General features: G+C 73.2%; 22 protein-coding genes. 13 read left to right on the plus strand and 9 right to left on the minus strand.

Annotated elements, in window-relative coordinates:
• Positions 1-6 precede the first annotated feature (6 nt).
• Positions 7-519 carry a GNAT family N-acetyltransferase gene (locus tag NUM_RS34975; protein WP_207129228.1) on the plus strand — a complete coding sequence of 171 codons (513 nt, stop codon included), beginning with the start codon at positions 7-9 and terminating at the stop codon, positions 517-519.
• A gap of 119 nt (positions 520-638) precedes the next feature.
• Positions 639-1,403, plus strand: coding sequence for a nucleotidyltransferase domain-containing protein (locus NUM_RS34980; RefSeq protein ID WP_207129229.1), 765 nt, complete (start codon positions 639-641; stop codon positions 1,401-1,403).
• Between the two features lie 153 nt (positions 1,404-1,556).
• On the opposite strand, the gene NUM_RS34985 is transcribed toward NUM_RS34980, so the two are convergent.
• On the minus strand, positions 1,557-2,342 hold the full coding sequence (locus tag NUM_RS34985; RefSeq protein ID WP_207129230.1) for an SDR family NAD(P)-dependent oxidoreductase: 786 nt from the start codon (positions 2,340-2,342) through the stop codon (positions 1,557-1,559).
• Between the two features lie 176 nt (positions 2,343-2,518).
• Between NUM_RS34985 and NUM_RS34990 the strand changes: the two genes are divergently transcribed.
• Positions 2,519-3,607 carry an LLM class flavin-dependent oxidoreductase gene (locus NUM_RS34990; protein ID WP_207129231.1) on the plus strand — a complete coding sequence of 363 codons (1,089 nt, stop codon included), beginning with the start codon at positions 2,519-2,521 and terminating at the stop codon, positions 3,605-3,607.
• A gap of 23 nt (positions 3,608-3,630) precedes the next feature.
• The gene (locus NUM_RS34995) at positions 3,631-4,266 is read left to right on the plus strand and encodes an FMN reductase (RefSeq protein ID WP_207129232.1); all 636 of its coding nucleotides are present in this window, start codon (positions 3,631-3,633) and stop codon (positions 4,264-4,266) included.
• A gap of 49 nt (positions 4,267-4,315) precedes the next feature.
• Here the strand turns inward: NUM_RS34995 and NUM_RS35000 are convergent, their stop codons facing one another.
• On the minus strand, positions 4,316-6,457 hold the full coding sequence (locus NUM_RS35000; protein WP_207129233.1) for an ATP-dependent DNA helicase: 2,142 nt from the start codon (positions 6,455-6,457) through the stop codon (positions 4,316-4,318).
• 76 nt (positions 6,458-6,533) lie between these two features.
• Between NUM_RS35000 and NUM_RS35005 the strand changes: the two genes are divergently transcribed.
• Entirely contained in the window at positions 6,534-7,070 is a 537-nt protein-coding gene (locus tag NUM_RS35005) for a DUF402 domain-containing protein (protein ID WP_207129234.1), read from the plus strand.
• A 6-nt stretch (positions 7,071-7,076) separates the two neighbouring features.
• Here NUM_RS35005 and sigJ read toward each other — a convergent pair whose 3' ends face one another.
• Positions 7,077-7,973 carry an RNA polymerase sigma factor SigJ gene (gene sigJ / locus NUM_RS35010; protein WP_207129235.1) on the minus strand — a complete coding sequence of 299 codons (897 nt, stop codon included), beginning with the start codon at positions 7,971-7,973 and terminating at the stop codon, positions 7,077-7,079.
• 77 nt (positions 7,974-8,050) lie between these two features.
• Here sigJ and NUM_RS35015 point away from each other — a divergent pair, with 77 nt between their 5' ends.
• On the plus strand, positions 8,051-8,875 hold the full coding sequence (locus NUM_RS35015) for a PI-PLC domain-containing protein (protein ID WP_207129236.1): 825 nt from the start codon (positions 8,051-8,053) through the stop codon (positions 8,873-8,875).
• Positions 8,876-8,966: 91 nt separating this feature from the next.
• On the opposite strand, the gene NUM_RS35020 is transcribed toward NUM_RS35015, so the two are convergent.
• The gene (locus NUM_RS35020; protein ID WP_207129237.1) at positions 8,967-9,929 is read right to left on the minus strand and encodes an Lrp/AsnC family transcriptional regulator; all 963 of its coding nucleotides are present in this window, start codon (positions 9,927-9,929) and stop codon (positions 8,967-8,969) included.
• Between the two features lie 113 nt (positions 9,930-10,042).
• Between NUM_RS35020 and NUM_RS35025 the strand changes: the two genes are divergently transcribed.
• From NUM_RS35025 to NUM_RS35035, 3 genes are all read left to right on the plus strand, one after another.
• Positions 10,043-11,770 (plus strand): MFS transporter, encoded by a 1,728-nt coding sequence (locus NUM_RS35025; protein ID WP_207129238.1) that lies wholly within the window; start codon positions 10,043-10,045, stop codon positions 11,768-11,770.
• 475 nt (positions 11,771-12,245) lie between these two features.
• The gene (locus NUM_RS35030; RefSeq protein ID WP_207129239.1) at positions 12,246-12,878 is read left to right on the plus strand and encodes a DUF47 domain-containing protein; all 633 of its coding nucleotides are present in this window, start codon (positions 12,246-12,248) and stop codon (positions 12,876-12,878) included.
• 4 nt (positions 12,879-12,882) lie between these two features.
• Positions 12,883-13,899 carry an inorganic phosphate transporter gene (locus tag NUM_RS35035; protein ID WP_207129240.1) on the plus strand — a complete coding sequence of 339 codons (1,017 nt, stop codon included), beginning with the start codon at positions 12,883-12,885 and terminating at the stop codon, positions 13,897-13,899.
• Positions 13,900-13,912: 13 nt separating this feature from the next.
• Here NUM_RS35035 and NUM_RS35040 read toward each other — a convergent pair whose 3' ends face one another.
• The gene (locus NUM_RS35040; RefSeq protein WP_207129241.1) at positions 13,913-14,890 is read right to left on the minus strand and encodes a Gfo/Idh/MocA family protein; all 978 of its coding nucleotides are present in this window, start codon (positions 14,888-14,890) and stop codon (positions 13,913-13,915) included.
• Positions 14,891-14,935: 45 nt separating this feature from the next.
• On the opposite strand from NUM_RS35040, the gene NUM_RS35045 reads away from it, so the two are divergent.
• Positions 14,936-16,102: a thiolase family protein gene (locus NUM_RS35045; RefSeq protein ID WP_207129242.1), complete on the plus strand. Its 1,167-nt coding sequence runs from the start codon at positions 14,936-14,938 to the stop codon at positions 16,100-16,102.
• Positions 16,103-16,624: 522 nt separating this feature from the next.
• Here NUM_RS35045 and NUM_RS35050 read toward each other — a convergent pair.
• On the minus strand, positions 16,625-17,791 hold the full coding sequence (locus NUM_RS35050; protein WP_207129243.1) for an MFS transporter: 1,167 nt from the start codon (positions 17,789-17,791) through the stop codon (positions 16,625-16,627).
• A gap of 75 nt (positions 17,792-17,866) precedes the next feature.
• Between NUM_RS35050 and NUM_RS35055 the strand changes: the two genes are divergently transcribed.
• Complete coding sequence (locus NUM_RS35055; protein ID WP_207129244.1) at positions 17,867-18,772, plus strand: LysR family transcriptional regulator; 906 nt, start codon at positions 17,867-17,869, stop codon at positions 18,770-18,772.
• A gap of 43 nt (positions 18,773-18,815) precedes the next feature.
• Here the strand turns inward: NUM_RS35055 and NUM_RS35060 are convergent, their stop codons facing one another.
• Complete coding sequence (locus tag NUM_RS35060) at positions 18,816-19,457, minus strand: TetR/AcrR family transcriptional regulator (protein WP_207129245.1); 642 nt, start codon at positions 19,455-19,457, stop codon at positions 18,816-18,818.
• Positions 19,458-19,625: 168 nt separating this feature from the next.
• On the opposite strand from NUM_RS35060, the gene NUM_RS35065 reads away from it, so the two are divergent.
• Together NUM_RS35065 and NUM_RS35070 are read left to right on the plus strand one after the other, a co-directional pair.
• The gene (locus tag NUM_RS35065) at positions 19,626-20,255 is read left to right on the plus strand and encodes an isochorismatase family protein (RefSeq protein WP_207129246.1); all 630 of its coding nucleotides are present in this window, start codon (positions 19,626-19,628) and stop codon (positions 20,253-20,255) included.
• A gap of 137 nt (positions 20,256-20,392) precedes the next feature.
• Positions 20,393-21,280: an aldo/keto reductase gene (locus NUM_RS35070; protein WP_207129247.1), complete on the plus strand. Its 888-nt coding sequence runs from the start codon at positions 20,393-20,395 to the stop codon at positions 21,278-21,280.
• Here NUM_RS35070 and NUM_RS35075 read toward each other — a convergent pair whose 3' ends face one another.
• Entirely contained in the window at positions 21,281-22,087 is an 807-nt protein-coding gene (locus tag NUM_RS35075) for a WecB/TagA/CpsF family glycosyltransferase (protein WP_207129248.1), read from the minus strand.
• Positions 22,088-22,117: 30 nt separating this feature from the next.
• A complete protein-coding gene (locus NUM_RS35080) occupies positions 22,118-23,191 on the minus strand; it encodes an NAD-dependent epimerase/dehydratase family protein (protein WP_207129249.1) in 1,074 nt (357 codons plus the stop codon).
• Positions 23,192-23,347 lie beyond the last annotated feature (156 nt).

The following is a 23,347-nucleotide window of genomic DNA, read 5'->3' on the forward strand; positions in this document are numbered from 1 at the left end:
GGAGGGGTGGAACTTCGGAACGTGCGGCTGGACGACGTGGACGCCTACGTGCGGATGCGGTGCGATCCGGCGATGATGACCGAGTTGGGCGGGCCGCAGTCGGCCGACCGGATGCCGGACAAGGTGCGCCGCGACGTCGCCGAGGCGGAGGCCGACCTGGCCTGGATCCAGATGATCGTGCCCGACCCGGCCGACCCGGCGGAGGTCGCCGGCAACGTGGTGATCTGGACGCACGAGCTGGCCGGCGCCCCGATCAGCGAGATCGGCTGGATGGTGCTCCCCGAGTACCAGGGCCGGGGGTACGCGAAGCGGGCGGTGCGGCTGCTGCTGGCCCGGGCCCGCGACGAGCGGCGGTGGGGCGAGGTGCACGCCTTCCCCGGTGTCGGCAACGCCGCGTCCAACGGCGTCTGCCGGTCGGTCGGGTTCCGGCTGCTCGGCCCGACCGACACCGAGTACGCCGGCCGGACGATGCGCACCAACCACTGGGTCGTCGACCCGGCGACCGACCTCGTCACCTGACTCCGCCACGGCGGGCGGCGGGCACCGGGTCGTGATCGGGGAAACGGGTACCGCGACCGGGGCGGCGCTGGTAGACCGTGGACGGTAGTGGTCGGCGCGGATGCGGATGCGGGTGGGCGATGGACGACGCGACGTTCCTGGACGACGTGGCCGACGCGCTGGCCGGGCTGCCCGGCGTCGCCGCGGTGGCGCTCGGCGGCTCCCGGGCGCAGGGCACCTGCCGGCACGACAGCGACTGGGACCTGGCCATCTACTACCGGGACGGGTTCGACCCGGCGACGCTGCGGGCGATCGGCTGGCCGGGCGAGGTGTCCGAACTGGGCGGTTGGGGCGGCGGGGTGTTCAACGGCGGCGCCTGGCTGCACATCGACGGGCGGCCGGTCGACGTGCACTACCGCGACCTGAACGTGGTGGAGCACGAGCTGTCCGAGGCGCGGGCCGGCCGGTTCCGGATCGAGCCGTTGCTGTTCCACCTGGCCGGCATCCCCAGCTACCTGGTGGTCGGCGAGCTCGCCATCGCGCAGGTGTTGCGGGGCGAGCTGCCCCGGCCGGACTACCCCGAGGCGCTGCGCCGGTCGGCGCCGCAGGTCTGGTGGGGCAACGCCGAGCGGATCTTCGAGTACGCGCGGGCCAACCACGCCCGGCACGGCCGGCTCGCGGCCTGCACCGGGCTGGTGACGGTGGCCGCGAGCCAGGCGGCGCACGCGATCCTGGCCGCCCGCGGCGAGTGGGTCACCAACGAGAAGACCCTGCTCGACCGCGCCGGGCTGGCCGAGCTCGACGAGCTCGTCGCGGTCGCCCGGCCCACCCCCGCGTCGCTGAAGCATCTCGTCGACGACGCCCGTACTCTCGCCCGCGGCTCGCTCGACGCGGCCACCGGCTGACAGCGCCGCCCGGCACGGCTGAGCCCCACGGCGCGCTCGACGCAGCATCCCTGACAGCCCCGCCGGCACGGCCGAGCCGCGGGGCGCGCTCGACGCAGCCACCGGCTGACAGCGCCGCCCGGACGGACGCGGCCCGCACCGCGGTGCCGCCCGTCAGCCGAGCGTCTTCGGCCCGAGGTAACTGCCGCCCGTCGCGTCGATGGTGTTCGCGGTGATCCAGCCGGCGTCGTCGGTGGCCAGGAACGCCACCACCGCGGCGATGTCGGTCGGCATCCCGATCCGCTCGATCGCCTGCCCGGCGGACACCATCGCGGCCGCCTGCGGCTGGTCGAACAGGAACGCGGTCCGGTCGGTACGGGTCGGTCCCGGGTTGACGGTGTTCACGGTGATGCCGCGCGGCCCCACCTCGTTGGCCAGGTTGCGGCCGAGGGTGGTGAGCGCCGCCTTGGTCATCGCGTACCCGATCTCGCCGGGCAGCGCGATCCGGGTGACGGCGGAGCCGATGTTGACGATCCGGCCGCCGCCGCTCATCAGCGGCAGTAGCCGCTGGATCAGGAAGAACGGCGTCCGTACGTTGACGGCGAAGAGCCGGTCGAAGGCGGCCGGCGTCTCGGTGTCGATGCCGCCGTCCGAGTCGCTGACCGCCGCGTTGTTGACCAGGATGTCGAGCCGGTCGGTGCCGGTGCGCCGGCGCAGTTCGGCCGTCACCGCGTCGGCGAGCTGCTCGATCGCGCCGTCGGTACCGAAGGCGGCCCGGACGGCGAACGCCTGCCCGCCGGTCGCCTCGATCGCGGCGACGGTGTCCTTCGCCGCGCCCTCGTCGCTGCCGTAGTGCACGGCCACCAGCGCGCCGTCCGCGGCGAGCCGCTCGGCGATCGCCCGCCCGATCCCGCGCGATGCGCCGGTGACCAGTGCCGTCTTGTTCGCCAGTCGTGTCATGGCTGCTGCTCCCTTAACTGTATCCATTGGATGCTGTTTATCTTAGACACAGTTTTACTCCGGGCGCCAGGGTGATCCAGCGCACGGGCTCGGACGGCGCCGGGGAATACCTGCGCCCGACAGCCGTTGTGGCAGATGTATTTGCGAAGTCAACTATCGACGGGAGTGGCGGGGCAATGCAGTTCGGGATCTTCACCGTGGGGGACGTGACACCGGACCCGACGACCGGCCGCACACCCAGCGAAGGCGAGCGGATCAAGAGCATGGTCCGGATCGCGCAGAAGGCCGAAGAGGTCGGGCTGGACCTCGCCGCGTTCGGCGAGCACCACAACCCGCCGTTCGTACCGTCGTCGCCGACCACGATGCTCGGCTACGTCGCGGCCAACACCAGCCGGCTCATCCTGTCCACGGCGACCACGCTGATCACCACCAACGACCCGGTGAAGATCGCCGAGGACTACGCGATGCTGCAGCACCTCGCCGACGGTCGGGTCGACCTGACGCTGGGCCGCGGCAACACCGGCCCGGTGTACCCGTGGTTCGGCAAGGACATCCGGGACGGCATCGACCTCGCCATCGAGAACTACCACCTGCTGCACCGGCTGTGGACCGAGGAGGTCGTCGACTGGGAGGGCAAGCACCGCACCCCGCTGCACGGCTTCACCGCCACGCCGCGGCCGCTCGACGGCGTACCCCCGTTCGTCTGGCACGGGTCGATCCGCAGCCCGGAGATCGCCGAGCAGGCCGCCTACTACGGCGACGGGTTCTTCGCCAACCACATCTTCTGGCCGGCCGAGCACACGCAGAAGATGGTCGAGTTCTATCGCAAGCGGTTCGAACACTACGGGCACGGCGCCGCCGACCAGGCCATCGTCGGGCTCGGCGGGCAGGTGTTCATGCGCCGGAACTCGCAGGACGCGGTGCGCGAGTTCCGGCCGTACTTCGACAACGCCCCGGTGTACGGGCACGGTCCGTCGCTGGAGGAGTTCACCGCCGAGACGCCGCTGACGGTGGGCAGCCCGCAGCAGGTCATCGACCGTACCCTCGGGTTCCGGGAGTACGTCGGGGACTACCAGCGGCAGCTGTTCCTGATGGACCACGCCGGACTGCCGGAGAAGGTCGTGCTGGAACAGCTCGACCTGCTCGGCGAGGAGGTGGTTCCGGTGCTGCGCAAGGAGTTCGCCGCGGTACGGCCGGCGCACGTGCCGGACGCGCCGACGCACGCGAGCCTGCTCGCCGCGAACGGCCAGCCGATCGCCCAGTGACGCGCGACAGGGAGGAGGACACGATGACCGGGGCCACGCCGCTCGGGCGGCGCAGCATCGTCGCGATCAGCGCCGGGCTCGGCGCGCCGTCGTCGACCCGGCTGCTCACCGACCGGCTCACCGAAGCGACCGTGCGCGGGCTCGCCGAGCTGGGCATCGAGACCGACGTCGAGGCCGTCGAGCTGCGCGAGGCCGCGCACGACATCGCCGACAACTTCGTCACCGGCTTCGCCAACTCGAAGCTGCGGCCGCTGCTGTCCACGGTCGCCAACGCGGACGCGGTGATCGCGGTGACGCCGACGTTCAACGCCTCGTACAGCGGGCTGTTCAAGTCGTTCTTCGACGTGCTCGACGAGGGAACGCTCACCGACCGGCCGGTGCTGATCGGTGCGACCGGCGGTACGGCCCGGCACTCGCTGGTGCTCGACCACGCGCTGCGGCCGCTGTTCAGCTACCTGCACGCGGTGGTGGCGCCGACCGGCGTGTACGCGGCGAACGAGGAGTGGGGCAGCGCCGACGCGGAGACCGGCCTGGCGAAGCGGATCGAGCGGGCCGGCCGGGAACTCGCCGCGCTGGTCGCGGCGCGTGAACCGGCCGCCGAGGCGGACCCGTTCGCCACCGCCACCGCCTTCGAGGACCTGCTCAACGGCACCAGTTGACCGACCTGACGACCACCGGCCCCGGCCCCGCCGGGGCCGGTGGCGTGTCTCAGGCCGGGGTCGAGGTGTCGCGGAGTCGTCGCAGCGCACCGAGCACGACGTCGGGACTCGTCGTGTACCAGAACGGCGGCAGCGAGTTGCGCAGGAACGTGCCGTAGGACCGGGCGGTGTGCAGGCGCGAGTCGAGCACCGCGACCACGCCCCGGTCGGTGTCGGCCCGGACCAGCCGGCCCACCCCCTGCGCCAGCCGGACCGCCGCGGCCGGCACGCTGACCGCCGCGAACCCGGACCCGCCGGACGCATCGACCGCGGCGCTGCGGGCCGCCGACAGCGGCTCGTCCGGCCGGGGGAACGGCAGTCGGTCGATCACCACCAGCTGGCAGGAGTCACCCGGCACGTCCACCCCCTGCCACAGCGACATCACCCCGAACAGGCAGCTCGACTGCTCCTGCCGGAACTTGCGGACCAGGATCGGCAGCGCCTCGTCGCCCTGCAGGTAGACCTCGACGCCGGTGGCGGCGCGCACCACCTCGGCGGCCCGGTCGGCTGCCCGGCGAGAGGAGAACAGCCCGAGAGTGCGGCCACCCAGCGCCTCGACCAGGCGCACCAGCTCGTCCGCGGCCGGATCGGACAGCCCGGACTGGGTCGGCCGGGGCAGCCGGGCCGCGACGTAGAGGATGCCCTGCTTGGCGTAGTCGAACGGGGAACCGACGTCCAGTGCCCGCCAGGCCGGCGGCTCGCCGTCGCCGTCGTCGTCGCCGGCCAGCAGGAACGGCTGGGTGGACCGGGTCGGTCGCAGCGCCGGTGTGGCGGCGGCGTCGGCCGGCGGGTCGGGCCGGACGTCGTTGGTCTCCGGGGTCCGGCCGTAGCCGGCGGGCAGCCCCAGGCCGGCGGCGACGGTGTCGAACCGGCCGCCGAGCGCGAGCGTGGCCGAGGTGGCCACGACCGTCCGGTCGGCGTAGAGCAGCGACCGCAGCAGGCCGGCGACCGACAGCGGCGCCACGTGCAGCCCGGGATGCTCCTGGGTGACGCCCTCGACCCAGACGACGTCCTGCGGCGAGCAGTCGAGCAGCCGCTCGGCCACCTCGGCGATCGTCTGCACGGACGACTTCGCCTGCTGCTTGTGCACCGGGTCGGGGTCGTCGGCGCGCACGTCGCCGAACGCGTTCACCGCGGCCCGGCCGGCGGCCTGCACCAGGCTCACCGCGTCGCGCACCGTGGCGGGCAGCTCCACCAGCCGGCCCTGCGGTGCGCCGGCGAGCGCGAGCGCCAGCGCGTCGGACGCCTCGGTGAGCCGGTCGAGCACGCCGCCGTCGAGCAGGGTGCGGGCGCGCCGGGTGGCCCGGTCGATCGCCTCGGCGGACAGCTCGGCACGGGCCGCCGAGGTCATCCGGTCGGCCAGCTCGTGCGCCTCGTCGATGATCAGCACCTCGTGCGGCGGCAGGATGTGCCGGCCGGACATCATGTCGACGGCGAGCAGGCTGTGGTTGGTGACCACGATGTCGGCGGACCGGGCGCGCACCCGGGACGCCTCGGCGAAGCACTCGTCGCCGAACGGACAGCGTTGCGCGCCAACGCATTCCCGCGCCGGCATGGACACCGTGCGCCAGACCATGTCGTCCACACCGGGATCGAGCTCGTCCCGGTCACCGGTCTCGCTGTCGGCCGCCCACTCCCGCAGCCGGACCACCTGCTTGCCGATCCGGCCGGCGGCGCCGAGCCACTGCGACCCGCTGCCGGACTCGCCGAACAGGTCCGGCTCCGGCTCCTCGGCGCCGGCGTCAAGCCGGGCCCGGCAGGCGTAGTGGTGCCTGCCCTTCAGCACCGCGAACGTCGGCGGCCGGCCGAGCAGCGGGGTGACCGCCTCGGCCAGCCGGGGCAGGTCGTGCTCGATCAGCTGCGCCTGCAGCGCGAGGGTGGCGGTGGAGACCACCACCGGCCCCCGCTCACGCAGCGCGCCGACCAGGTAGGCGAGCGACTTGCCGGTGCCGGTGCCGGCCTGGACGAGCAGGTGCTCGCCGGTGTTGATCGCCTCGTCGACCGCTTCGGCCATGCGCACCTGACCCGGCCGGCTCGCGCCACCGGGCACCGCGGCGACCGCCGCGCCCAGCAGGTCGAGGGCGGACGGTCTCCGGGTCTGCGGCACGGTGCTCGTCACGCCGCCCGACGCTACCCGACCCGGCGGCGCCATCCCCGCGTCGTCCACAGGGGCCGGCGTTGTCCACAGGCCGACGCCGGCCGTCCGACCCGGCGGGTACGGTCGCGGCATGGTTGCGGATGACTGGGTGCAGGTGCGCTATTTCAAGTACGACGGGTCGTTGCACTGGCATTTCGATGCGGTTCGGCTGGGCGTCGACCGGTTCGGCACCTGGCTGGGCGCACCGGCCGGCACCGCGCTGCAGCGCGGCTCCGAGCCGCCGCTGACCTGGGAGGTGGCGCAGGTGCTGCTGGTCCCCGACGGCGAGCGCTGGTGGACGGCGAACTTCAACGCAGCGCCGCACCCGACCGAGATCTACTCCGACATGACCACCGTGCCGAGCTGGCACGGCGACGAGTTGCACGCCGTCGACCTGGATCTCGACGTGGTGCGCCGGCGGGGCGGCCGGATCGAACGGCTGGACGAGGACGAGTTCGCCGAGCATCAGGTGCGCTACGGCTACCCGGCCGACGTGATCGCCGCGGCCGCGGCGGCGGCCGACGAGGTGTTCGACGCGATCACCGCCGACGCCGAGCCGTTCGCCACCGAGTTTCGCCCGTGGCTGGCCCGGGCCGCCGAGCTCACCCTGCGAGAACCGACCTGCTGACCGGTGTCAGGTCGACCCGAGCGGTGGGAGGTGCCCCAGCTTCTCCGGGTTGAGCTGGTTGAAGACCGCGGTGATCCGGCCGTCGGCGATCCCGAACGCCATCACCACCGCGGTGTGGTTGCCGCCGAGCTCGCCCGCGCCGTACAGGCCGAGGTCGCCGTTGACCAGCACCGGCAGCAGCACCACGTCCGGGTCGCTGGCCCGCCGGCCGAGGTTGAACAGGAACCGGCCGACCCGCTCGGCGCCGCTGACGGGTTCCCGGATCGACGGGGCGAGGCCGCCGCCGTCGCCGGTCAGGGTGACGTCCGGTGCCAGTACGGCGAGCAGCCCGGCCAGGTCGCCCTGTTGGCAGGCGCGCAGGAACGCGGCGACGACCCGGCGCTGCTCGGCCAGCTCCGCGTTGTGCCGGGGCACACCCGAGTCGCGCACCGCGCGCCGGCCGCGGGAGGCGAGCGCCCGCGCCGCCTCGGTCCGGATGCCCAGCGTGTCGGCGATCTGGTCGAACGGCACGTCGAACACGTCGTGCAGGACGAACGCGACCCGCTGCTCCGGGGTGAGGCGCTCCAGCAACGCGAGCAGTGCCATGCTCACCTCGTCGGTACGGGCGACGTGCTCGCCCGGGTCGAGCGTGGCGACGTCGGCGAGCGGTCGCACCACCGGCTCCGGCAGCCAGGATCCCACGTACGCCTCCCGGCGCACCCGCGCCGAGCGCAGCACGTCCAGGCAGATCCGCCCGGTGACGGTGGTCAGCCAGGCGCGCGGATCGTCGATCGCGGTCTGGTCCACGTCGCGCCAGCGCAGCCACGCCTCCTGCACCGCGTCCTCGGCCTCGGCGATGCCCCCGAGCAGGCGGTACGCGACGCCGGTGAGGTGGTCCCGGTGCCGCTCGAACTCGTCGGCCATCTCCCGATTCTGCGCCCCGGGGCCGGGTGGCCGCCGATCCGGCCCCGGATCCGGGCGCGTTGTGCCAGCGTGGAGCCATGTTTCGGGGTACCGCAGGGCGAGTCGCGGACGGCGAGCCGGACTACCCGTACCTGCGGTTCGGGCACGCGCACAACGACTACCGGCACCGGCGGCCGCTGCTCGCCGCGCTGCACTTCGGGTACGCGAGCGTCGAGGCCGACGTCTTCCCGGTGCGCGGTGACCTGCTCGTCGGGCACAGCCGGCGGGAGCTGGCGCCGCACCGCACCCTGACCCGGCTGTACCTGGAGCCGCTCGCGGAACGGGTCCGCCGGCTCGGTGCGGTGTACCCGGGGGCGCCGCGCGGGCTGCAACTGCTGGTGGAGGCGAAGGACGAGCCGGTGGAGTGCTGCACGCTGCTCGCCGAGCAGCTCGGCCGGTACCCCGGGTTGTTCACCCGGTACGCCGGCGACGCCGTCCACAGTGGACCGGTCAGCGTGGTGGTGACCGGCGCGGGTACGCCGCACGAGTTCGTCGCCGAGTGGCCGGAACGGCTGCTGGGCTGCGACGGCACGCTGGCCGAGGTGTCCGGCAAGCGGTTGCCACCGCAGCTGGTGCCGCTGGTCAGCGAGCGCTGGACGAATCTGTTCCGGTGGCGCGGCAACGGCCCGTTCCCGGCCCGGGAGCGGCGCCGGCTGGCCGAGCTGGTCGACCGGGTGCACGCGGACGGCCGGGCGCTGCGGTTCTGGGGCGGCCCGTCCTGGCGTTCCGGGGTGCGCCGTCGCTTCTGGCGCGCGCTGGCCACCGCCGGCGTCGACTACCTCGGCAGCGACCACCTGCGCGAACTCGCCGACCTCGCCGCCGACCTCCGCACCCCGGCGAGCGCACCGGATCCGACCGGCTGACCCGCCGCGGCCGGCCGGGGCAGGTCGCTGGCGGCGGGTGTACGACGTCGGATCCCGCCGCGCGACAGCACGGCAACGTGGTTTTCCGGCGTCAGCCGAGCTGCCCGTGGCGTTTGAGCACCCGGACCGACGGGGCTGTCTCGTACCCGGTGACGCCGGGGAGCCGGCCGATCGGCCCGCCGAGGTACTCGAACAGGCCGCGGGCGTCCGGGCAGCTGACGCTGGCGATCAGGTTGATCGGACCGGTGACCGCGGCGGCGAAGTTCACCGGGGCGTGCCGGATCAGCTGATCGGCCGCCGCGAACAGCTCGCTGGGCAGCACCGACAGGAAGATCATCGCGGTGGTGTCGACCTCGATCAGGTCGTTGACCAGGTCGAGGTCGAACCGGACCTGGCCGGTCGAGCGCAGCGTGTCGAGCCGGCGGCGGGCGGTCGACTCCGAGCAGCCGGCGGCGCGGGCCAGCTCGGCGTGGCCGGCCCGACCGTCCCGGCCGAGTACGGCGAGGATCGCGCGGTCGGCGTCGTCCGGCGGGACGGGCGGCAGCCCGGTCGGCGCGGGCTGCCGCAGCGCGTCCACCTCGGCCGGTTCGAGCCCGTCGCCGAGCCGGTGCACGAACAGCGTCGGGTCCGGCTCGTAGCCGCGCAGCAGCTGGTAGGCGGTGAAGTCGGTGATCCGCGGGGTGCGCGGCAGCTTGCCGAGCAGCAGCGCGTCCCGGCTGGCCCGGGTGTCCGGCCGGGTGGAGCACAGCACCTCGCTGCCGCCGGAGACCAGATGCACCCAGTACGTGTCGGTGCGGCGGGCGAGCGCCTCGGCGATCGGTGCCGCCGCGTCCGGAGTGGAGCGCAGCCGGAAGAACCACTGCTCCATCCCGTACCACTCCGGGACGCCGACCACGCGCAGCCCGCCGGACGACCGCAGCCGCGCGTACCGCCGGGCGACGGTCTGGTCGGAGACCCCGAGCACCGCGCCCATCCGGGCGAACGAGGCCCGGCCGTCCACCTTCAGGGCGTGTACGAGGCGCCGGTCGAGCCGGTCCAGCGGAACGGATTCCATCGCCCGACCCTAGCTCATGTCGGATTCCGCCACCGGGACGCGGATGATTGGGAATCCCGCCATCCCCCGCGCAGGCTGACCGGCGAGACGAATCCGCAACGGGAGGAACGATCATGCGGAAGTGGGGGCCGTTGCTCGCGGTCTGCCTGGGCAACCTGATGCTCATGATCGACGTGACGATCGTGGTCGTCGCGCTGCCGACGATGGGCGAGCACCTGGACGCCTCGTTCGGCGAGCTGCAGTGGGTGATCGACGGGTACGCGCTGGTGCTGGCCGCGTTGCTGCTGACGGTCGGGTCGCTGGCCGACCGGTACGGGCGGCGGCGCAGCTACCTGGCCGGGCTGGTGGTGTTCGCGGCCGCCTCGCTGGCCAGCGCGCTCGCCCCGAACGCGCCGGTGCTGATCGCCGCGCGGGCGGTGCAGGGCGTCGGGGGCGCGGCGATGCTCGCCACCTCGATGGCGCTGCTGACCGCCAGCTACACCGGCAAGGACCGCGGGATCGCGTTCGGCGTCTGGGGTGCGGTGTCCGGCGCGTCCGCGGCGGCCGGGCCGATCGCCGGCGGGCTGCTCACCGAGTACCTGAACTGGCAGTCGATCTTCCTGGTCAACGTGCCGGTGTGCGTGGTCGCGGTGGCGCTGTCGGCGCGGATGCTCACCGAATCGCGCAATCCGCACGCCGGCCGGCTGGACGTACCGGGCATGATCGGGTTCTCGGTCGCGGCCGGTGCGGCGACGTTCGCGCTGATCCGCGGCGCCGCCAACGGCTGGACCTCGGCCGGCACGCTCGGCCCGTTCGCGCTGGCGGCGGTGTCGCTGGCGGTGTTCCTGGTGGTCGAGTCGCGGCGGCGGCACCCGATGCTGGACCTGTCGCTGTTCCGGAACCGCTCGGTCACCGCGCTGCTCGCCGCGGCGCTGCTGCTGCAGGCCGGTGCGTTCGGGTACCTGCCGTACACGTCGCTGTGGCTGCAGACGATGCTCGGCGACGGGCCGGTCCGGGCCGGGCTGGTCGGTGGGCTGGCGCTGTCCGCGGCCGGGTTCGTGGTGTCCGCGCTGGCCGGCCGGCTGCTGCACGGCATCTCGCCGAAGCTGCCGGTCGGCCTGGGGCTGCTGGTACTCGCGGCCGGTGACCTGCTCGAGGCACGGCTGACCGCCGGCGCGGCCGGTACCCGGTTGATCCCCGGGCTGCTCGTCGCGGGCGTCGGGATGGGGCTGGCGTTGCCGACGCTGTCCGGCGCGGTGATGGCCGCGGTGCCCCGGCACCGGGCCGGCATGGCCGGCGGCGCGCTGAACACGTTCCGCCAGCTCGGCCAGGCGCTCGGGATCGCGGTACTGGGCGCGGTGTTCTCCGGCGGGCTGTCCGCCGGGCTGCCGGCGGAGGCGCCGGCCGGTACCGCGGCGGCGCTCGCCGCCGGCCAGGGCCAGGCGGTGCTGGCGCACGTACCGGCGGCCACCAGGGACACCGTGGCGCACGCGTTCCGGGCCGCGTTCGCGGTCGGCATCAACCGCACCCTGGTGGTGTCCGGCCTGCTCGCCGCGATCGCCGGCGTCCTCGTACTGGCGTTGGTCGCCGGCCGCGGCGCCGCGGCCGCCACCGCCGACCCGGCACGATCCACCGACCCGGCACCGCCCCGCGGCCCGGCTACGCCCGGCGACCCGGCGCGGACCGCCGAAGCGGCGCGGGCCGCCGAAGCGGCGCGGACCGCTGATGCGGCGCGGGCCGGCGCGGCGGCGCCGGGCGAGGCCAGGGATGCGGCCGCCGGGCCGCAGCGGGTCCCGTTCGGGTCGCCCAGCGGGGCGGAAAACCGTTCGCCGGGTACGGATTCCGACGTCATGCTGGACTAGAGATCGCACCGGGCGAGGCCGAGTACAGCCTCTCGTTCCGGCGATCTCTCGGCCGCCGGGGCTGGGCCAGCTCCGGTGGACACGGAACCGAGTTGCCAGGCGCGGTGCGGGTCGCACAACCCGCACCGCGCCGCCGTGTTCCGGGCCGCCGGCACCGACGCGGCGACACCCGTTCGGGTGTGCGGAATGCCGAGACTGCGCGGGTTTCGTGCGGCAGTATGCGATTGAGGACGCTGCGAATACTTTCCGTGTCGTCAGCAGCGCACACCGTATAGGTCACGCGGGGCGTACATGAACGGGAGGTGAACGCCGACTGAACCGGTCTCGACCAGGGGTGGTCGGGTGTTTTGCCAGCTCGGGGCATGCCTAGCATCGGACCGGCCGGGCGCCGGAGCGCGCCGTCGCGACGACGGTGGCAGGGGCTCCGGCTCGCGGCATCCGCCGTGACACCATCCGCGATCGCGACGAGGTTGCCGTGCGATTCAAGCTCCGTCCGTCCGAGGACGCCTTCTACGACTTCTTCAACCAGGCGGCCCACAACCTGGTCCGGGGCGCCGAGCTGCTGACCGGTTTGACCGTCGGCGCCAGCGCCGACCAGATCCAGTCCATCTCGGAGGGTCTGCAGGACGTCGAACACGCCAACGACGACGTCACCCACGCGCTGTACAACAAGGTGAACTCGACGTTCATCACCCCGTTCGACCGGGAGGACATCTACCGGCTCGGGTCCGGCCTGGACGACGTGATGGACGCGATGGAGTCCGCCGGCAACCTGGTCTACCTGTACGGGCTGTCCGAGATCCCCTCGCTGCCCCGGGAGATGTCCGAGCAGATCGAGACGCTCAACCAGCTGGCCCGGCTCACCGCCGAGGCGATGCCGAAGCTCAAGGGCATGAAGGGGCTCGAACCGTACTGGATCGAGGTCAACCGGCTGGAGAACGAGGGCGACCGGCAGTACCGGATGCTGCTCGTGCGGCTGTTCTCCGGCGAGTACGAGCCGCTCAACGTGCTGAAGATGAAGGAAGTCGCGGACGACCTGGAAGAGGCGATCGACGCGTTCGAGCACGTCGCCAACACGGTCGAGACCATCGCGGCCAAGGAGTCCTGACCCGGTGAGCGCTCTGCTGATCGGCGCCATCGTGGTGATCGTGATGACGATGGTGTTCGCGTTCACCAACGGATTCCACGACGCCGCCAACGCGATCGCCACCTCGGTGTCGACTCGCGCGCTTCCACCCCGGGTCGCCCTGCTCATGGCGGCGCTCGGCAACCTGGTCGGCTCGTTCTTCGGCGCGAAGGTCGCCGGCACCGTGGGCGAGGGCATCGTCGCCCTGCCGACCGGCACCAAGAGCCTGGTGGTGGTGTTCGCCGGCCTGTTCGGCGCGGTCGCCTGGAACCTGATCACCTGGTACTTCGGGCTGCCGGCGTCGTCGTCCCACTCGCTGATCGGGGGGCTCGTCGGCGCCACCCTGGCCGCGCTCAGCCTCGGCCTGGACGGCCAGGTGCTCTGGTCCGGCATCCTGGACAAGGTCATCGTTCCGATGATCATCTCGCCGGTCATCGGCCTGGTGGTCGGCTACCTGGTCATGCTCGCGGTGATGTGGACGTTCCGCCGCTCCGCGCCGGGCAAACTGAACCGCGGCTTCCGGTACGCGCAGACCGGCTCGGCGGCGCTGATGGCGCTCGGGCACGGCATGCAGGACGCCGCCAAGTCGATGGGCATCGTGGTCCTCGCCCTCAACATCAGCGGTATGCAGCACGATCACCACATCCCCTGGTGGGTCTACCTGCTGACGGCCGGGGTGATGGCCGCGGGCACCTACTCGGGTGGCTGGCGCGTGATCCGCACCCTCGGTCGCCGGATCATCCACCTCGACCCGCCGCAGGGTTTCGCGGCGGAGCTCAGCGGCGCGGCCGTGCTGTTCGGCGCCTCGATGGGTTTCGGCGTCCCGATCTCCACGACGCACACCATCACGGCGGCGATCATGGGCGTGGGTGCGACGAAACGGCTGTCCGCGGTCCGGTGGGGTGTCGCCGGGAACATCGTCATCGCGTGGGTGCTCACCCTGCCGGCGGCGGGGCTGTTCGCGCTCGTCATGTACTACCTGGCGCACCTGCTGCTGGGCTGAGTCCGCTACCCGGTCACTCCGCCGGGTAGCGGACGCCGAGCTGGGCGCGGGCGGCGTCCAGGGTGCGCAGTACGGCGAGGGTGTCGGCGAGCGGCAGCAGCGGGCTGTCCGTCTCGCCGGCGCGCAGGCAACGCATCACCTCGGCCGCCTCGTGCACGTACCCGCGCCCGGACGGTGCGGCGGTGACCTGCTCGACGTGCGTACCCCGGTACAGCCGGAAGCCGTGCGGGGCGAAGAACCCGCGGTCCAGCTCGATCCGGCCCGCGTCGCCGGACACCGCCGCCACCCGCGGCGTGTCCGCCGCGATCGAGCAGGTCAGCGTGGCGACGGCGCCGGAGTCGTGGCCGAGCAGCAGGCCGACCGTCTCGTCCACCCCCTCCGCGGTACGGGTGCCGGTCGCCGTCACCGTCGCCGGCTCGCCGAGCACCAGCTGCGCGAACGCCACCGGGTAGACGCCCAGGTCGAGCAGCGCACCGCCGCCGAGCGCCGGGTCCCGCAGCCGGTGCGTCGGGGCGAACTCGCCGGTCAGCCCGAAGTCGGCGGACACCACCCGCGGGGTACCGATGGCGCCGGCGGCGATCCGCGCGGTCAGCTCCCGTACCGCCGGCAGCGTCCTGGTCCACATCGCCTCGACGAGCAGCACGCCCGCCGCCCTGGCCCGCGCCACCAGGTCCTCGGCCTGCGGGGCGGACAGCGCCGCCGGCTTCTCCACCAGTACCGCCTTGCCGGCGTCCAGACAGGCCGCCGCCGCGGCGTGGTGCGCGCTGTGCGGGGTGGCCACGTACACGACGTCCACGTCGCCGTCCGCGGCCAGCTCCGCCCAGCTGCCGTACGCGCGGGGGATGTCGTACCGGTCGGCGAAGAGCCGGGCCGCCTCGACGCTGCGCGAGCCGACCGCCACCACCTCGGCGTCCGGCATCGTCAGCAGGTCCTCGGTGAACGTCGCCGCGATCCCGCCGGTGGCGAGGATGCCCCACCTGATCTTCCGCATCCACCCACTCTGCCAGCCCCGGCGCGCGCCGGTAGATTCGCGGACGTGGATGCCTACCTCATCGACGCGGTACGCACCCCGTTCGGGCGCTACCGTGGCGGCCTGTCCGGGATCCGGACCGACGATCTCGCCGCCCTGCCCCTCGCCGAGCTGGTCCGCCGGCACCACGGCCTCGACCCGGCGACCATCGACGACGTGGTACTCGGCGACGCGAACGGCGCCGGCGAGGACAACCGCAACGTGGCCCGGATGGCGGCGCTGCTCGCCGGGCTGCCGGTGACCGTGCCCGGCAGTACCGTCAACCGGTTGTGCGGCTCCGGCGGCGAGGCGATCGTGCAGGCCGGCCGCGCGGTCGCGGTCGGCGACGCCCGGCTGGTCGTGGCCGGCGGGGTGGAGAGCATGAGCCGCGCCCCGTACGTGCTGCCGCCGCCGGACGAGGAGCTGCCGCGGTCGATGCAGCTGTACCCGACGCGGCTCGGCTGGCGGATGGTCAATCCGGCGTTCCCGGACACCTGGACCGCGTCGCTCGGCGCCTGCGCCGAGCAGGTCGCCGTCGAGCTCGGCATCGGCCGGGCCGAGCAGGACGAGTGGGCGCTGCGCAGCCACCAGCTCGCCGCCGCGGCCTGGCAGCGCGGACTGCACGACGACTACGTGCTGACGGTCGATCGGGTCCGCCGCGACGAGTCGATCCGGGACGACACCTCGGCCGCCAAGCTGGCGAAGCTGAAGCCGGCGTTCACCCCGGACGGGCCGGTCACCGCCGGCAACTCCTCGCCGCTCAACGACGGCGCGCTCGCCGCGTTCGTCGGGACCGCCGAGGTGGCCGCGGAGCTCGGCGTCACGCCGCTCGGCCGGCTGGTCGCCACCGCGGTCGTCGGGGTCGAACCGAACCGGTACTCCACCGCGCCGGTCGCCGCGATCCAGCGCGTGCTGGACCGTACCGGACTGTCCACGTCGGACATCGTGGCCTGGGAGCTGAACGAGGCGTTCGCCGCGATGGTGCTGAGCTGCCTGCACGAGCTGCCGGGCATTGCGCGCGACCGGGTCAACCCGAACGGTGGCGCGATCGCGATGGGGCATCCGCTGGGGGCGTCGGCGGCCCGGGTCATGGTCGACGTGTGCCGCGAGGTTCGGCGGCGGGGCGGGGGCTTCGGCGTCGCGGCTGCCTGCATCGGGGTCGGGCAGGGCATCGCTGCGGTCTTCGAGGTGTGAATAAGGGTCGGGTCCGGCTCGGTGCGCCGGGGTGCCAGGTGCGGGGCCAGCTCCGGTGCGCGGGCTGGTGGGGTGAGGGCCACCTCTGTCTGCTGCTTTGACCCCGCGTGGGGGAGAGCGTGGGGCGGGGCTTCGCCCCTCCCCACACCCCTCCCCGTCAAGGGGGCAGTCGCCCCCTTGACCATCCCCCGGCCGGGGAAGCGGAGACGCGATCCTGACCCCGCCTGGCCGCCTCGGAAGGTCGGGGGCCGGTGATCGGCTCGGACGCCGCCTAGCTCGCATCGGAACTTCGGGGTCCGGTGATGCTGGCCCGACGCCGCCTGGCTCGCTTCGGGAGCCGGGGGCGCGGAGACGCGATCCTAACCCCGCCTGGCCGCCTCGGAAGGTCGGGGACCGGTGATCGGCTTGGACGCCGCCTAGCTCGCATCGGAACTCCGGGGCCTGGTGATGCTGGCCCGACGCCGCCTGGCTCGCTTCGGAGGCGGGGGGACGGGCCAGGCCGCTTCGGGAGGGTGGCGGGGGTCAGGGGCGGGAGGTGTGGTGGGCGAGGGGCAGGCAGGTGGCGAGGAGGGCGGCGGCGGTGAGGGCGAAGGCGAGGGCGAAGCCGGCGTGGGTGGCGAGGGTGCCGAGGAGGATGCCGCCGACGCCGGTACCCGCGTCCAGGGACATGTTCCAGACGGCGCTGGCGGTGCCGTGCCGGCCGGCGCCGGCTCGTTCGAAGAGCAGCACCAGGGTCTGGTTCTGGGCGGCGCCGAACCCGACGCCGAGCAGCAGCGCGCCGAGCAGCGCGACGGCGACGCCGGGGCCGGTACCGAGGTGTCCGCCGAGGCCGACGAGGGCCAGGCCGGCGCCGGCACCGAGCACCGCGACCGGCAGGATCGCCCGGACCGCGCGGGTGCCGGGGGCGCGGTCGGCGAGCTGGCCGGCGCCCCAGCGGCCGGCGAGGGCGGCGGCGCCGAAGACGGCGAGCACGGCGGCGGAGGCGGCCGGTACCGACAGCGGCGCGAAGGTGATGATGCCGGTCGCGGCGACGGCGATCGGGAGCATCACCGCGACCGGCCCGACGATCGCGGCCAGCGGCGGCCGGCCGGTGTCGGCCGGCGGGTGCGTCGCCGGGGTGCGGCGGATGGCGAGGATCGCCGCGGCCGCGGCGAGCGGCACCACGGTGATCGCGACGAACAGTGACGGGTAGCCGACCAGGTCGACCCCGGCAACGGCGACCGGCACCAGGGCGACGTTGGGCAGCGCCACGGCCAGCCCGTACGCGCCGCTGGCCCGGCCGCGCCGCTCCGGTGGCGCGAGTTCGGCGACGAGCGCGCTGCCGGAGACGCTGAGCAGGCCGAACCCGATGCCGCGCAGCGCGGACACCGCGATCAGCGGCGGCAGCGCATCGGTCAGCGCGTACCCGATGGTGGGCGGCACCATGATCGCGACGCCGAGCGCGAACGTGGCGTGGAAGCCGACGCGCCGCCCGAGCAGCGGTACGAGTGCCTGGGTGAGCACCGTGGTGAGCATGAACACGCTGGTGGTGACGCCGGCGCCGGCCGGGCTGGCGCCGCCGTGCGCGGCCCACGCGGTGACGACCGGCAGCAGTACCGCGTAGTTCGCGAAGGCGCCGACGGTGGCGACGAGCAGGGCCGGGAAGCCGCGCCGGGGCGGGGCGGCGACGGGCTCGCAGGTGACGGACACGCTTCCTGTCTAGGGGCGGACCACCCATCACGTCAAACGAATGTTGCTGATGTGACCCATCGCTACTGTTGATACATGGAGCTTCGCCTGCTGCGCACCTTCCGGGCGGTCGCCGCCACCGGCAGCTTCACCCGCGCCGCCGCCGACCTCGGGTACGTGCAGTCCAACGTCACCGCGCAGATCAAGGCGCTGGAACGGGAGGTCGGCGCGCCGCTGTTCGAGCGGCTCGGCCGGCGCATCGTGATCACCGACGCCGGCCGACGCCTCGTCGAGTACGCGGACCGCATCCTCCGGCTCGCCGACGACGCGCACGCCGAACTGCGCGCGATGTCCGCGGGCGACGGCGAGCTCGTCGGCACCCTGCGGATCGGCGCCGCCGAGACCCTCTGCGCGTACCGGCTGCCGCACGTGCTGCGGGCCCTCGCCGACCGGCATCCGCGGCTGCGGGTGGTGTTCCGGCCGGCGTCCCGCACCGAGCTGCTCGCCGACCTGTCCGCGGCCCGGTTGGACGCGGCGCTGCTGCTGGAGGAGCCGATCGCCGGCACCGGACTCGCGGTCGAGTCGCTCGCGGTCGAGCCGCTGCTGCTGGTCGCCGCGCCGGACCACCAGCTGGCCGGGGCGACGGCGGTGGCCCCCGCCGACCTCGCCGACCAGCCGCTGATCCAGGTCGAGGAGGGCTGCGCGCACCGGGAGGTGTTCGACCGGCAGCTGCGCGCCGGCGGTGTCGCCCCGCCGGTACTGGCCGAATTCGTCAGCCTGGAGGCGGTCAAGCAGTGCGCGGTGGCGGGGCTCGGCGTGGCGATGCTGCCCGCCGTCGCGGTGGCCGGCGAACTGCGCCGCGGCGATCTCGTCGTACTTCCCTGGCAGCCGGGCGCGGGCGCACCCGTGCTGCACACCCAGGCGGTCCGGCTCGCCCGCCGCTCCCCGACCTCCGCCCTCACCGCCCTGCTCGACCTGGCCCGTACCCAGTGGGCCGGATGACGGAACGCCGGCACGTCGGCGTTGCACCTCGCCCGGTCCCGGATCAGGCCCGGTCCGCTTCGTAGTACTCGAGGAACATGTCGATGCCGGCGGCGATCAGGCGTTCGGTGAGCGCCGGTTCGATGTGCCCGCCGTAGGTGGCGTAGACGAAGTGCGGGTAGAGCACCAGCGAGTAGAGCTGGATCACCGCCACCTCGACGTCGGGCATCGCGAGCACGCCCTGCTTGGCCAGGTCACGAAAGAGCGTCTCGAGGATCGGCGAGACCCGTCCGGGGCCGCCGGCCTCCCACGATGCGCCGAGCTCCGGGAACCGGCGGATCTCGCTGGTGACGAGGCTGCGCAGGGCGAGCACGTCCGGCTCGGTCATGCCGCGGACCCAGGCGTGCACGGTGCGGGTCAGCATCTGCCGCAGGTCGCCCGGGTCGACGAGCTCCTTCTCCAGCGTGGCGGCCGGTTCGCCGAGAGCGTGCTCCAGCGAGTCGCCGACGACGGCGGTGAACAGCTCTTCCTTGCTGCCGAAGTGGTTGTAGACCGTCACCTTCGAGACGCCCGCGCGGGCGGCGATGAGGTCCATGCTCACGCCGAAACCCTGCCGGAGGAACTCGGCGCGTGCCGCCTGCACGATCGCGGCCCGCTTCCGCTCCGCCCGGTCGCCGGCGGGCACCCGCCTGGTGGTCTCGGTCATGCCGGGAAGCATACCGGACGCTGAACTGTGCGGTCGAGTTCACATGAACTGAACCGTTGAGTTCATGCGAACTGTTCAGTACAGTTCAGTTCGCTCGACGCGCTGCGGTCACGACGCCGCGCGCCCGGGTCGACCGGCCCGTCGAGCATCGACAACGGAGGGACCACGATGTCCGGTACCAACGCTTTCCACCAGCCGCTCACCCGCGAGAACACCGCCGTTCTGCTGGTGGACCACCAGGTCGGGCTGTTCTCCGGCGTGCGCGACATGACCATCCAGGACCTCAAGCACAACGTCGTCGCCCTGACCCGTGCGGCCCGGCGGCTCGGCCTGCCGGTCATCGCGACCACGACCGCCGCGGACGGCATGTGGGGCCCGCTCGCCCCGGAACTCGCCGCGGTACTGCCGGACGACCGGCCGGTGATCGACCGCAGCACCGTCAACGCCTGGCACGACGACCGGGTGCGGCAGGCCGTCGCCGACACCGGCCGGTCCGCGCTGATCATCGCCGGCATCTCGGTGGAGGTCTGCGCCGCGCTGCCGGCGATCGCCGCGCTGGCCGACGGGTACCGCAGCTGTGTCGCGGTCGATGCGTCCGGCACCTTCTGGGACACCAAGCGGGAGACGGGGCGGCTCCGGCTGCAGCAGGCCGGCGTCGTCGTGGGTGACTACTCGACGTTCCTGGTGGAGATCCTCGCCGACAACGCCGACCCGATCGCGAACGACGTGTACGCCGACCTCGACATGCCGTTCGCGACGCTGGTCGGCCAGATCTCCGCCGCGTACGCGACGGCGTGACGCGCCGCCCGCATCGTGGGCCTCCGACCGGGAGACCGTGGCCCGCGACCGTACATCCACGTTAACCGATGCCGGCGCGACCCGGTATCGGGAACCGGTGGAAGCCGTGGACCGGTTGGCACCGTTAGGTTCTGACGATGGGCACGAGCGAGTGCGACGCGGGCAGTTGGACGTTGGGCGACCGTACGGTGCACCGGATCGGTTTGGGGGTCAAGCGACTCGCGGCCGGGACGAGCGATCCCGGTACGGCGCAGGAACGCGCGATCGCGTTGCTGCGTCGGGCGGTGGAGCTGGGCGTCGATCACCTCGACACGGCGGCCTTCTATCCGACGTACGCCGACGACGGCGACCCGGCCCACGCGTTCAGGTCCTTGGGCTGGGCGAACGAGGTGATCCGGGCGGCGCTGGCACCGTACCCGGAACACCTGACGATCGTCACCAAGATCGGGCCAACCGGGCACGGGCTGGCCCGGCCGGACGAACTGCGCGGGCTGGTCGAGGCGGAACTGCGGCAGCTCGGCGTCGACCACCTCGACGTGGTGAACCTGCGGCTGCACGGTCTGGACTCGATCGCGGAGCACTTCGGCGTACTGGCCGAGCTACGCGACGCCGGCCTCATCCGGCACCTCGGGCTGTCCAACGTCCGGCCGCAGCATCTGGCGCAGGCGCAGCAGATCGCGCCGGTGGTGTGCGTGCAGAACCGTTACGGCGTCGACTTCGGCCGGGTCAACGACGAGCTGGTGGACAGCTGCGGCGCCCAGCACATCGCGTTCGTCCCGTTCTTCGCGCTGACCGCCACCGGACGGGAAGCCGGCGGGGTCGGCGCGAACGAGACGGTCACCGCGATCGCGCGGGCGCACGATGCGACGCCGGCCCAGGTACGGATCGCCTGGACCCTCGGCAGGGGGCCGCACGTGCTGGCCATTCCCGGCACCGGCGATCCACGGCACCTGGCCGAGAACCTCGCCGCCGGTGCGCTGCGGCTCAGCCCGGCCGAGACCGCCGCGCTCGACGCGGCGTCGTGATCAGACGGCGAAGGTGTCGGCCGGGGTGGTGGTGGGTTCGGCGGGGCGGGCCCGCCAGAGGTGGCTGGCCTGCGCGCCCAGCCGGGCCAGGTAGGCCGGGTTGAGGATCAGGTAGCGGCGCCAGAGCCGTTTCGGCTCGAGACCCAGGCGCCACAACCATTCCAGACCGCGCTGCTGCATCCACGGCGGCGGCTTGCGCAGGTCACCGGCGTGGTAGTCGAACGCGGCGCCGACCGCGAGCAGCGGCATCGACAGCAGCGGCCGCATCGCGTGCACGAAGATCTCCTGGCGCGGGCAGCCCAGCCCGACCAGCACGACCCGGGCGCCGGAATCGGTGATCCGGCGGGCGATCTCGGCCGGCTCACCAGGCCGCGCGGAGCGGAACTTGGACGGCTCCGCGCCGGCGATCTTCAACCCGGGGAACTGCGCCGCCAGCGCCGCGGACAGCTTGTCCAGCACCGGCTGGGTCGACCCGTAGAGGTAGATCGGCAGGCCCTCGGCGGCGCACCGCTCGACCACCTTCAGCGTCAGCGTCGGCCCGTACGTGCGGTCCGGGAGTTGCTTGTGGTGCAACAGGTTCAGCGCCCAGCGCACCGGCTGCCCGTCCGGCGTCACCAGGTCGAACGAGTTGAGCCGGGCCTCGTGCGCCCGGTCGGCCACGCCGGTCATCACGCCGTGCACCGCGAGCGCGGTGAGCGCCAGCGGCCGCTGCTCCCGCGCCGCGGCGAGCACCCTGTCGGTCGCGGCCTCGTAGTCGACGGCGTCCACGCAGACGCCGAGCACGTTGCCCTTGCCCCGATCGATCACGACCTGCCGCCCCTCACCGCACCCGCCGCGTCACGCCTGCGGCGTCCAGCGGTCGGCGTTCGCCTCGTACATCTCGCGCAGGATCGCCGGCACGTCGTACTGCTGCTTCCAGTCCGGGTAGTGCTCGCGGAACCGGCCCATGTCGCTGACGTACCACTGGTGGTCGCCGGTGCGCGCGGTCTCGTCGTACACGTGCCGCATCTCGACGCCGGAGATCTCCTCGGCGAGCCGGAAGGCTTCCAGGTGCGAGCAGTTGGACTGCCGGCCGCCGCCCAGGTTGTACACCTCGCCGACCCGCGGCGCGCGGAAGAACGCCTCGAACGCGGTCACCACGTCGTTGCTGTGGATCGCGTCCCGCACCATCTTCCCCTTGTACCCGTAGACGGTGTAGACGCGGCGCTCCATGTTGCAGCGCATCAGGTACGCGAGGAAGCCGTGCAGCTCGGCGGCCGAGTGCGCCGGCCCGGTCAGCGTGCCGCCGCGGAACGCCGCGGTCTTCAGCCCGAAGTAGCGGCCATATTCCTGCACCAGCACGTCGGCGGCGACCTTGGAGACGCCGAAGATCGAGTGCAGCGAGTGGTCGATGGACATGTCCTCGCGGATGCCCTCGTAGTAGGTGTGCGAGGCGTCCAGCTCGTACCGCGTCTCCTGCTCGACCAGCGGTAGGCGGTTCGGGGTGTCCCCGTACACCTTGTTGGTGGAGGTGAAGATGAACGGCGCGTCCGGCGCGTGCAGCCGGGTGTTCTCCAGCAGGTTCAGGGTGCCGACCGCGTTCACGTCGAAGTCGGTGAACGGCTCCTTCGCGGCCCAGTCGTGGCTGGGCTGCGCGGCGGTGTGGATCACCACCGCGATGTCCTTGCCGTACCGGGCGAACAGCGCCGCGACCGCATCCCGGTCCCGGATGTCGATGCTGTGGTGCTCGTAGGAGCTGCCCAGCTCGGACTGCAACTGCCGCACCTGCCAGGCGGTGGAGCCGTCCGCGCCGAAGAAGTAGCCGCGCATGTCGTTGTCGATGCCGACCACGGTCAGGCCCAGCTTGGCGAAGTGCCGGACCGACTCCGAACCGATCAGGCCGGCCGAGCCGGTCACGAGTGCGACGCTCACGAAAAACTCCTTCGGCCCTGCCTTCGGTGAAGGGCCGCCCGGCCCCGTTGCCGCGGCCCATCGTAACGGCGCCGTCCCGCTGGACGCGGCCCGGCGCCCGGGTGCGCCGGCGAGACGGTGGGATCGCACGGTATTACCGGCGAGACGGAGAGGATC

The organism is Actinocatenispora comari (genome assembly GCF_017312725.1).
Lineage (GTDB): Bacteria > Actinomycetota > Actinomycetes > Mycobacteriales > Micromonosporaceae > Actinocatenispora > Actinocatenispora comari.

What these genes read in the sequence shown, in the direction of transcription:
- NUM_RS34980 (WP_207129229.1), top strand. Translation starts at nt 639, where the DNA reads ATGGACGACGCGACGTTCCTGGACGACGTGGCCGACGCGCTGGCCGGG.
- NUM_RS34985 (WP_207129230.1), bottom strand. Translation starts at nt 2,342, where the DNA reads ATGACACGACTGGCGAACAAGACGGCACTGGTCACCGGCGCATCGCGC.
- NUM_RS34990 (WP_207129231.1), top strand. Translation starts at nt 2,519, where the DNA reads ATGCAGTTCGGGATCTTCACCGTGGGGGACGTGACACCGGACCCGACG.
- NUM_RS34995 (WP_207129232.1), top strand. Translation starts at nt 3,631, where the DNA reads ATGACCGGGGCCACGCCGCTCGGGCGGCGCAGCATCGTCGCGATCAGC.
- NUM_RS35000 (WP_207129233.1), bottom strand. Translation starts at nt 6,457, where the DNA reads ATGGCGCCGCCGGGTCGGGTAGCGTCGGGCGGCGTGACGAGCACCGTG.
- NUM_RS35005 (WP_207129234.1), top strand. Translation starts at nt 6,534, where the DNA reads ATGGTTGCGGATGACTGGGTGCAGGTGCGCTATTTCAAGTACGACGGG.
- sigJ (WP_207129235.1), bottom strand. Translation starts at nt 7,973, where the DNA reads ATGGCCGACGAGTTCGAGCGGCACCGGGACCACCTCACCGGCGTCGCG.
- NUM_RS35015 (WP_207129236.1), top strand. Translation starts at nt 8,051, where the DNA reads ATGTTTCGGGGTACCGCAGGGCGAGTCGCGGACGGCGAGCCGGACTAC.
- NUM_RS35020 (WP_207129237.1), bottom strand. Translation starts at nt 9,929, where the DNA reads ATGGAATCCGTTCCGCTGGACCGGCTCGACCGGCGCCTCGTACACGCC.
- NUM_RS35025 (WP_207129238.1), top strand. Translation starts at nt 10,043, where the DNA reads ATGCGGAAGTGGGGGCCGTTGCTCGCGGTCTGCCTGGGCAACCTGATG.
- NUM_RS35040 (WP_207129241.1), bottom strand. Translation starts at nt 14,890, where the DNA reads ATGCGGAAGATCAGGTGGGGCATCCTCGCCACCGGCGGGATCGCGGCG.
- NUM_RS35055 (WP_207129244.1), top strand. Translation starts at nt 17,867, where the DNA reads ATGGAGCTTCGCCTGCTGCGCACCTTCCGGGCGGTCGCCGCCACCGGC.
- NUM_RS35060 (WP_207129245.1), bottom strand. Translation starts at nt 19,457, where the DNA reads ATGACCGAGACCACCAGGCGGGTGCCCGCCGGCGACCGGGCGGAGCGG.
- NUM_RS35065 (WP_207129246.1), top strand. Translation starts at nt 19,626, where the DNA reads ATGTCCGGTACCAACGCTTTCCACCAGCCGCTCACCCGCGAGAACACC.
- NUM_RS35070 (WP_207129247.1), top strand. Translation starts at nt 20,393, where the DNA reads ATGGGCACGAGCGAGTGCGACGCGGGCAGTTGGACGTTGGGCGACCGT.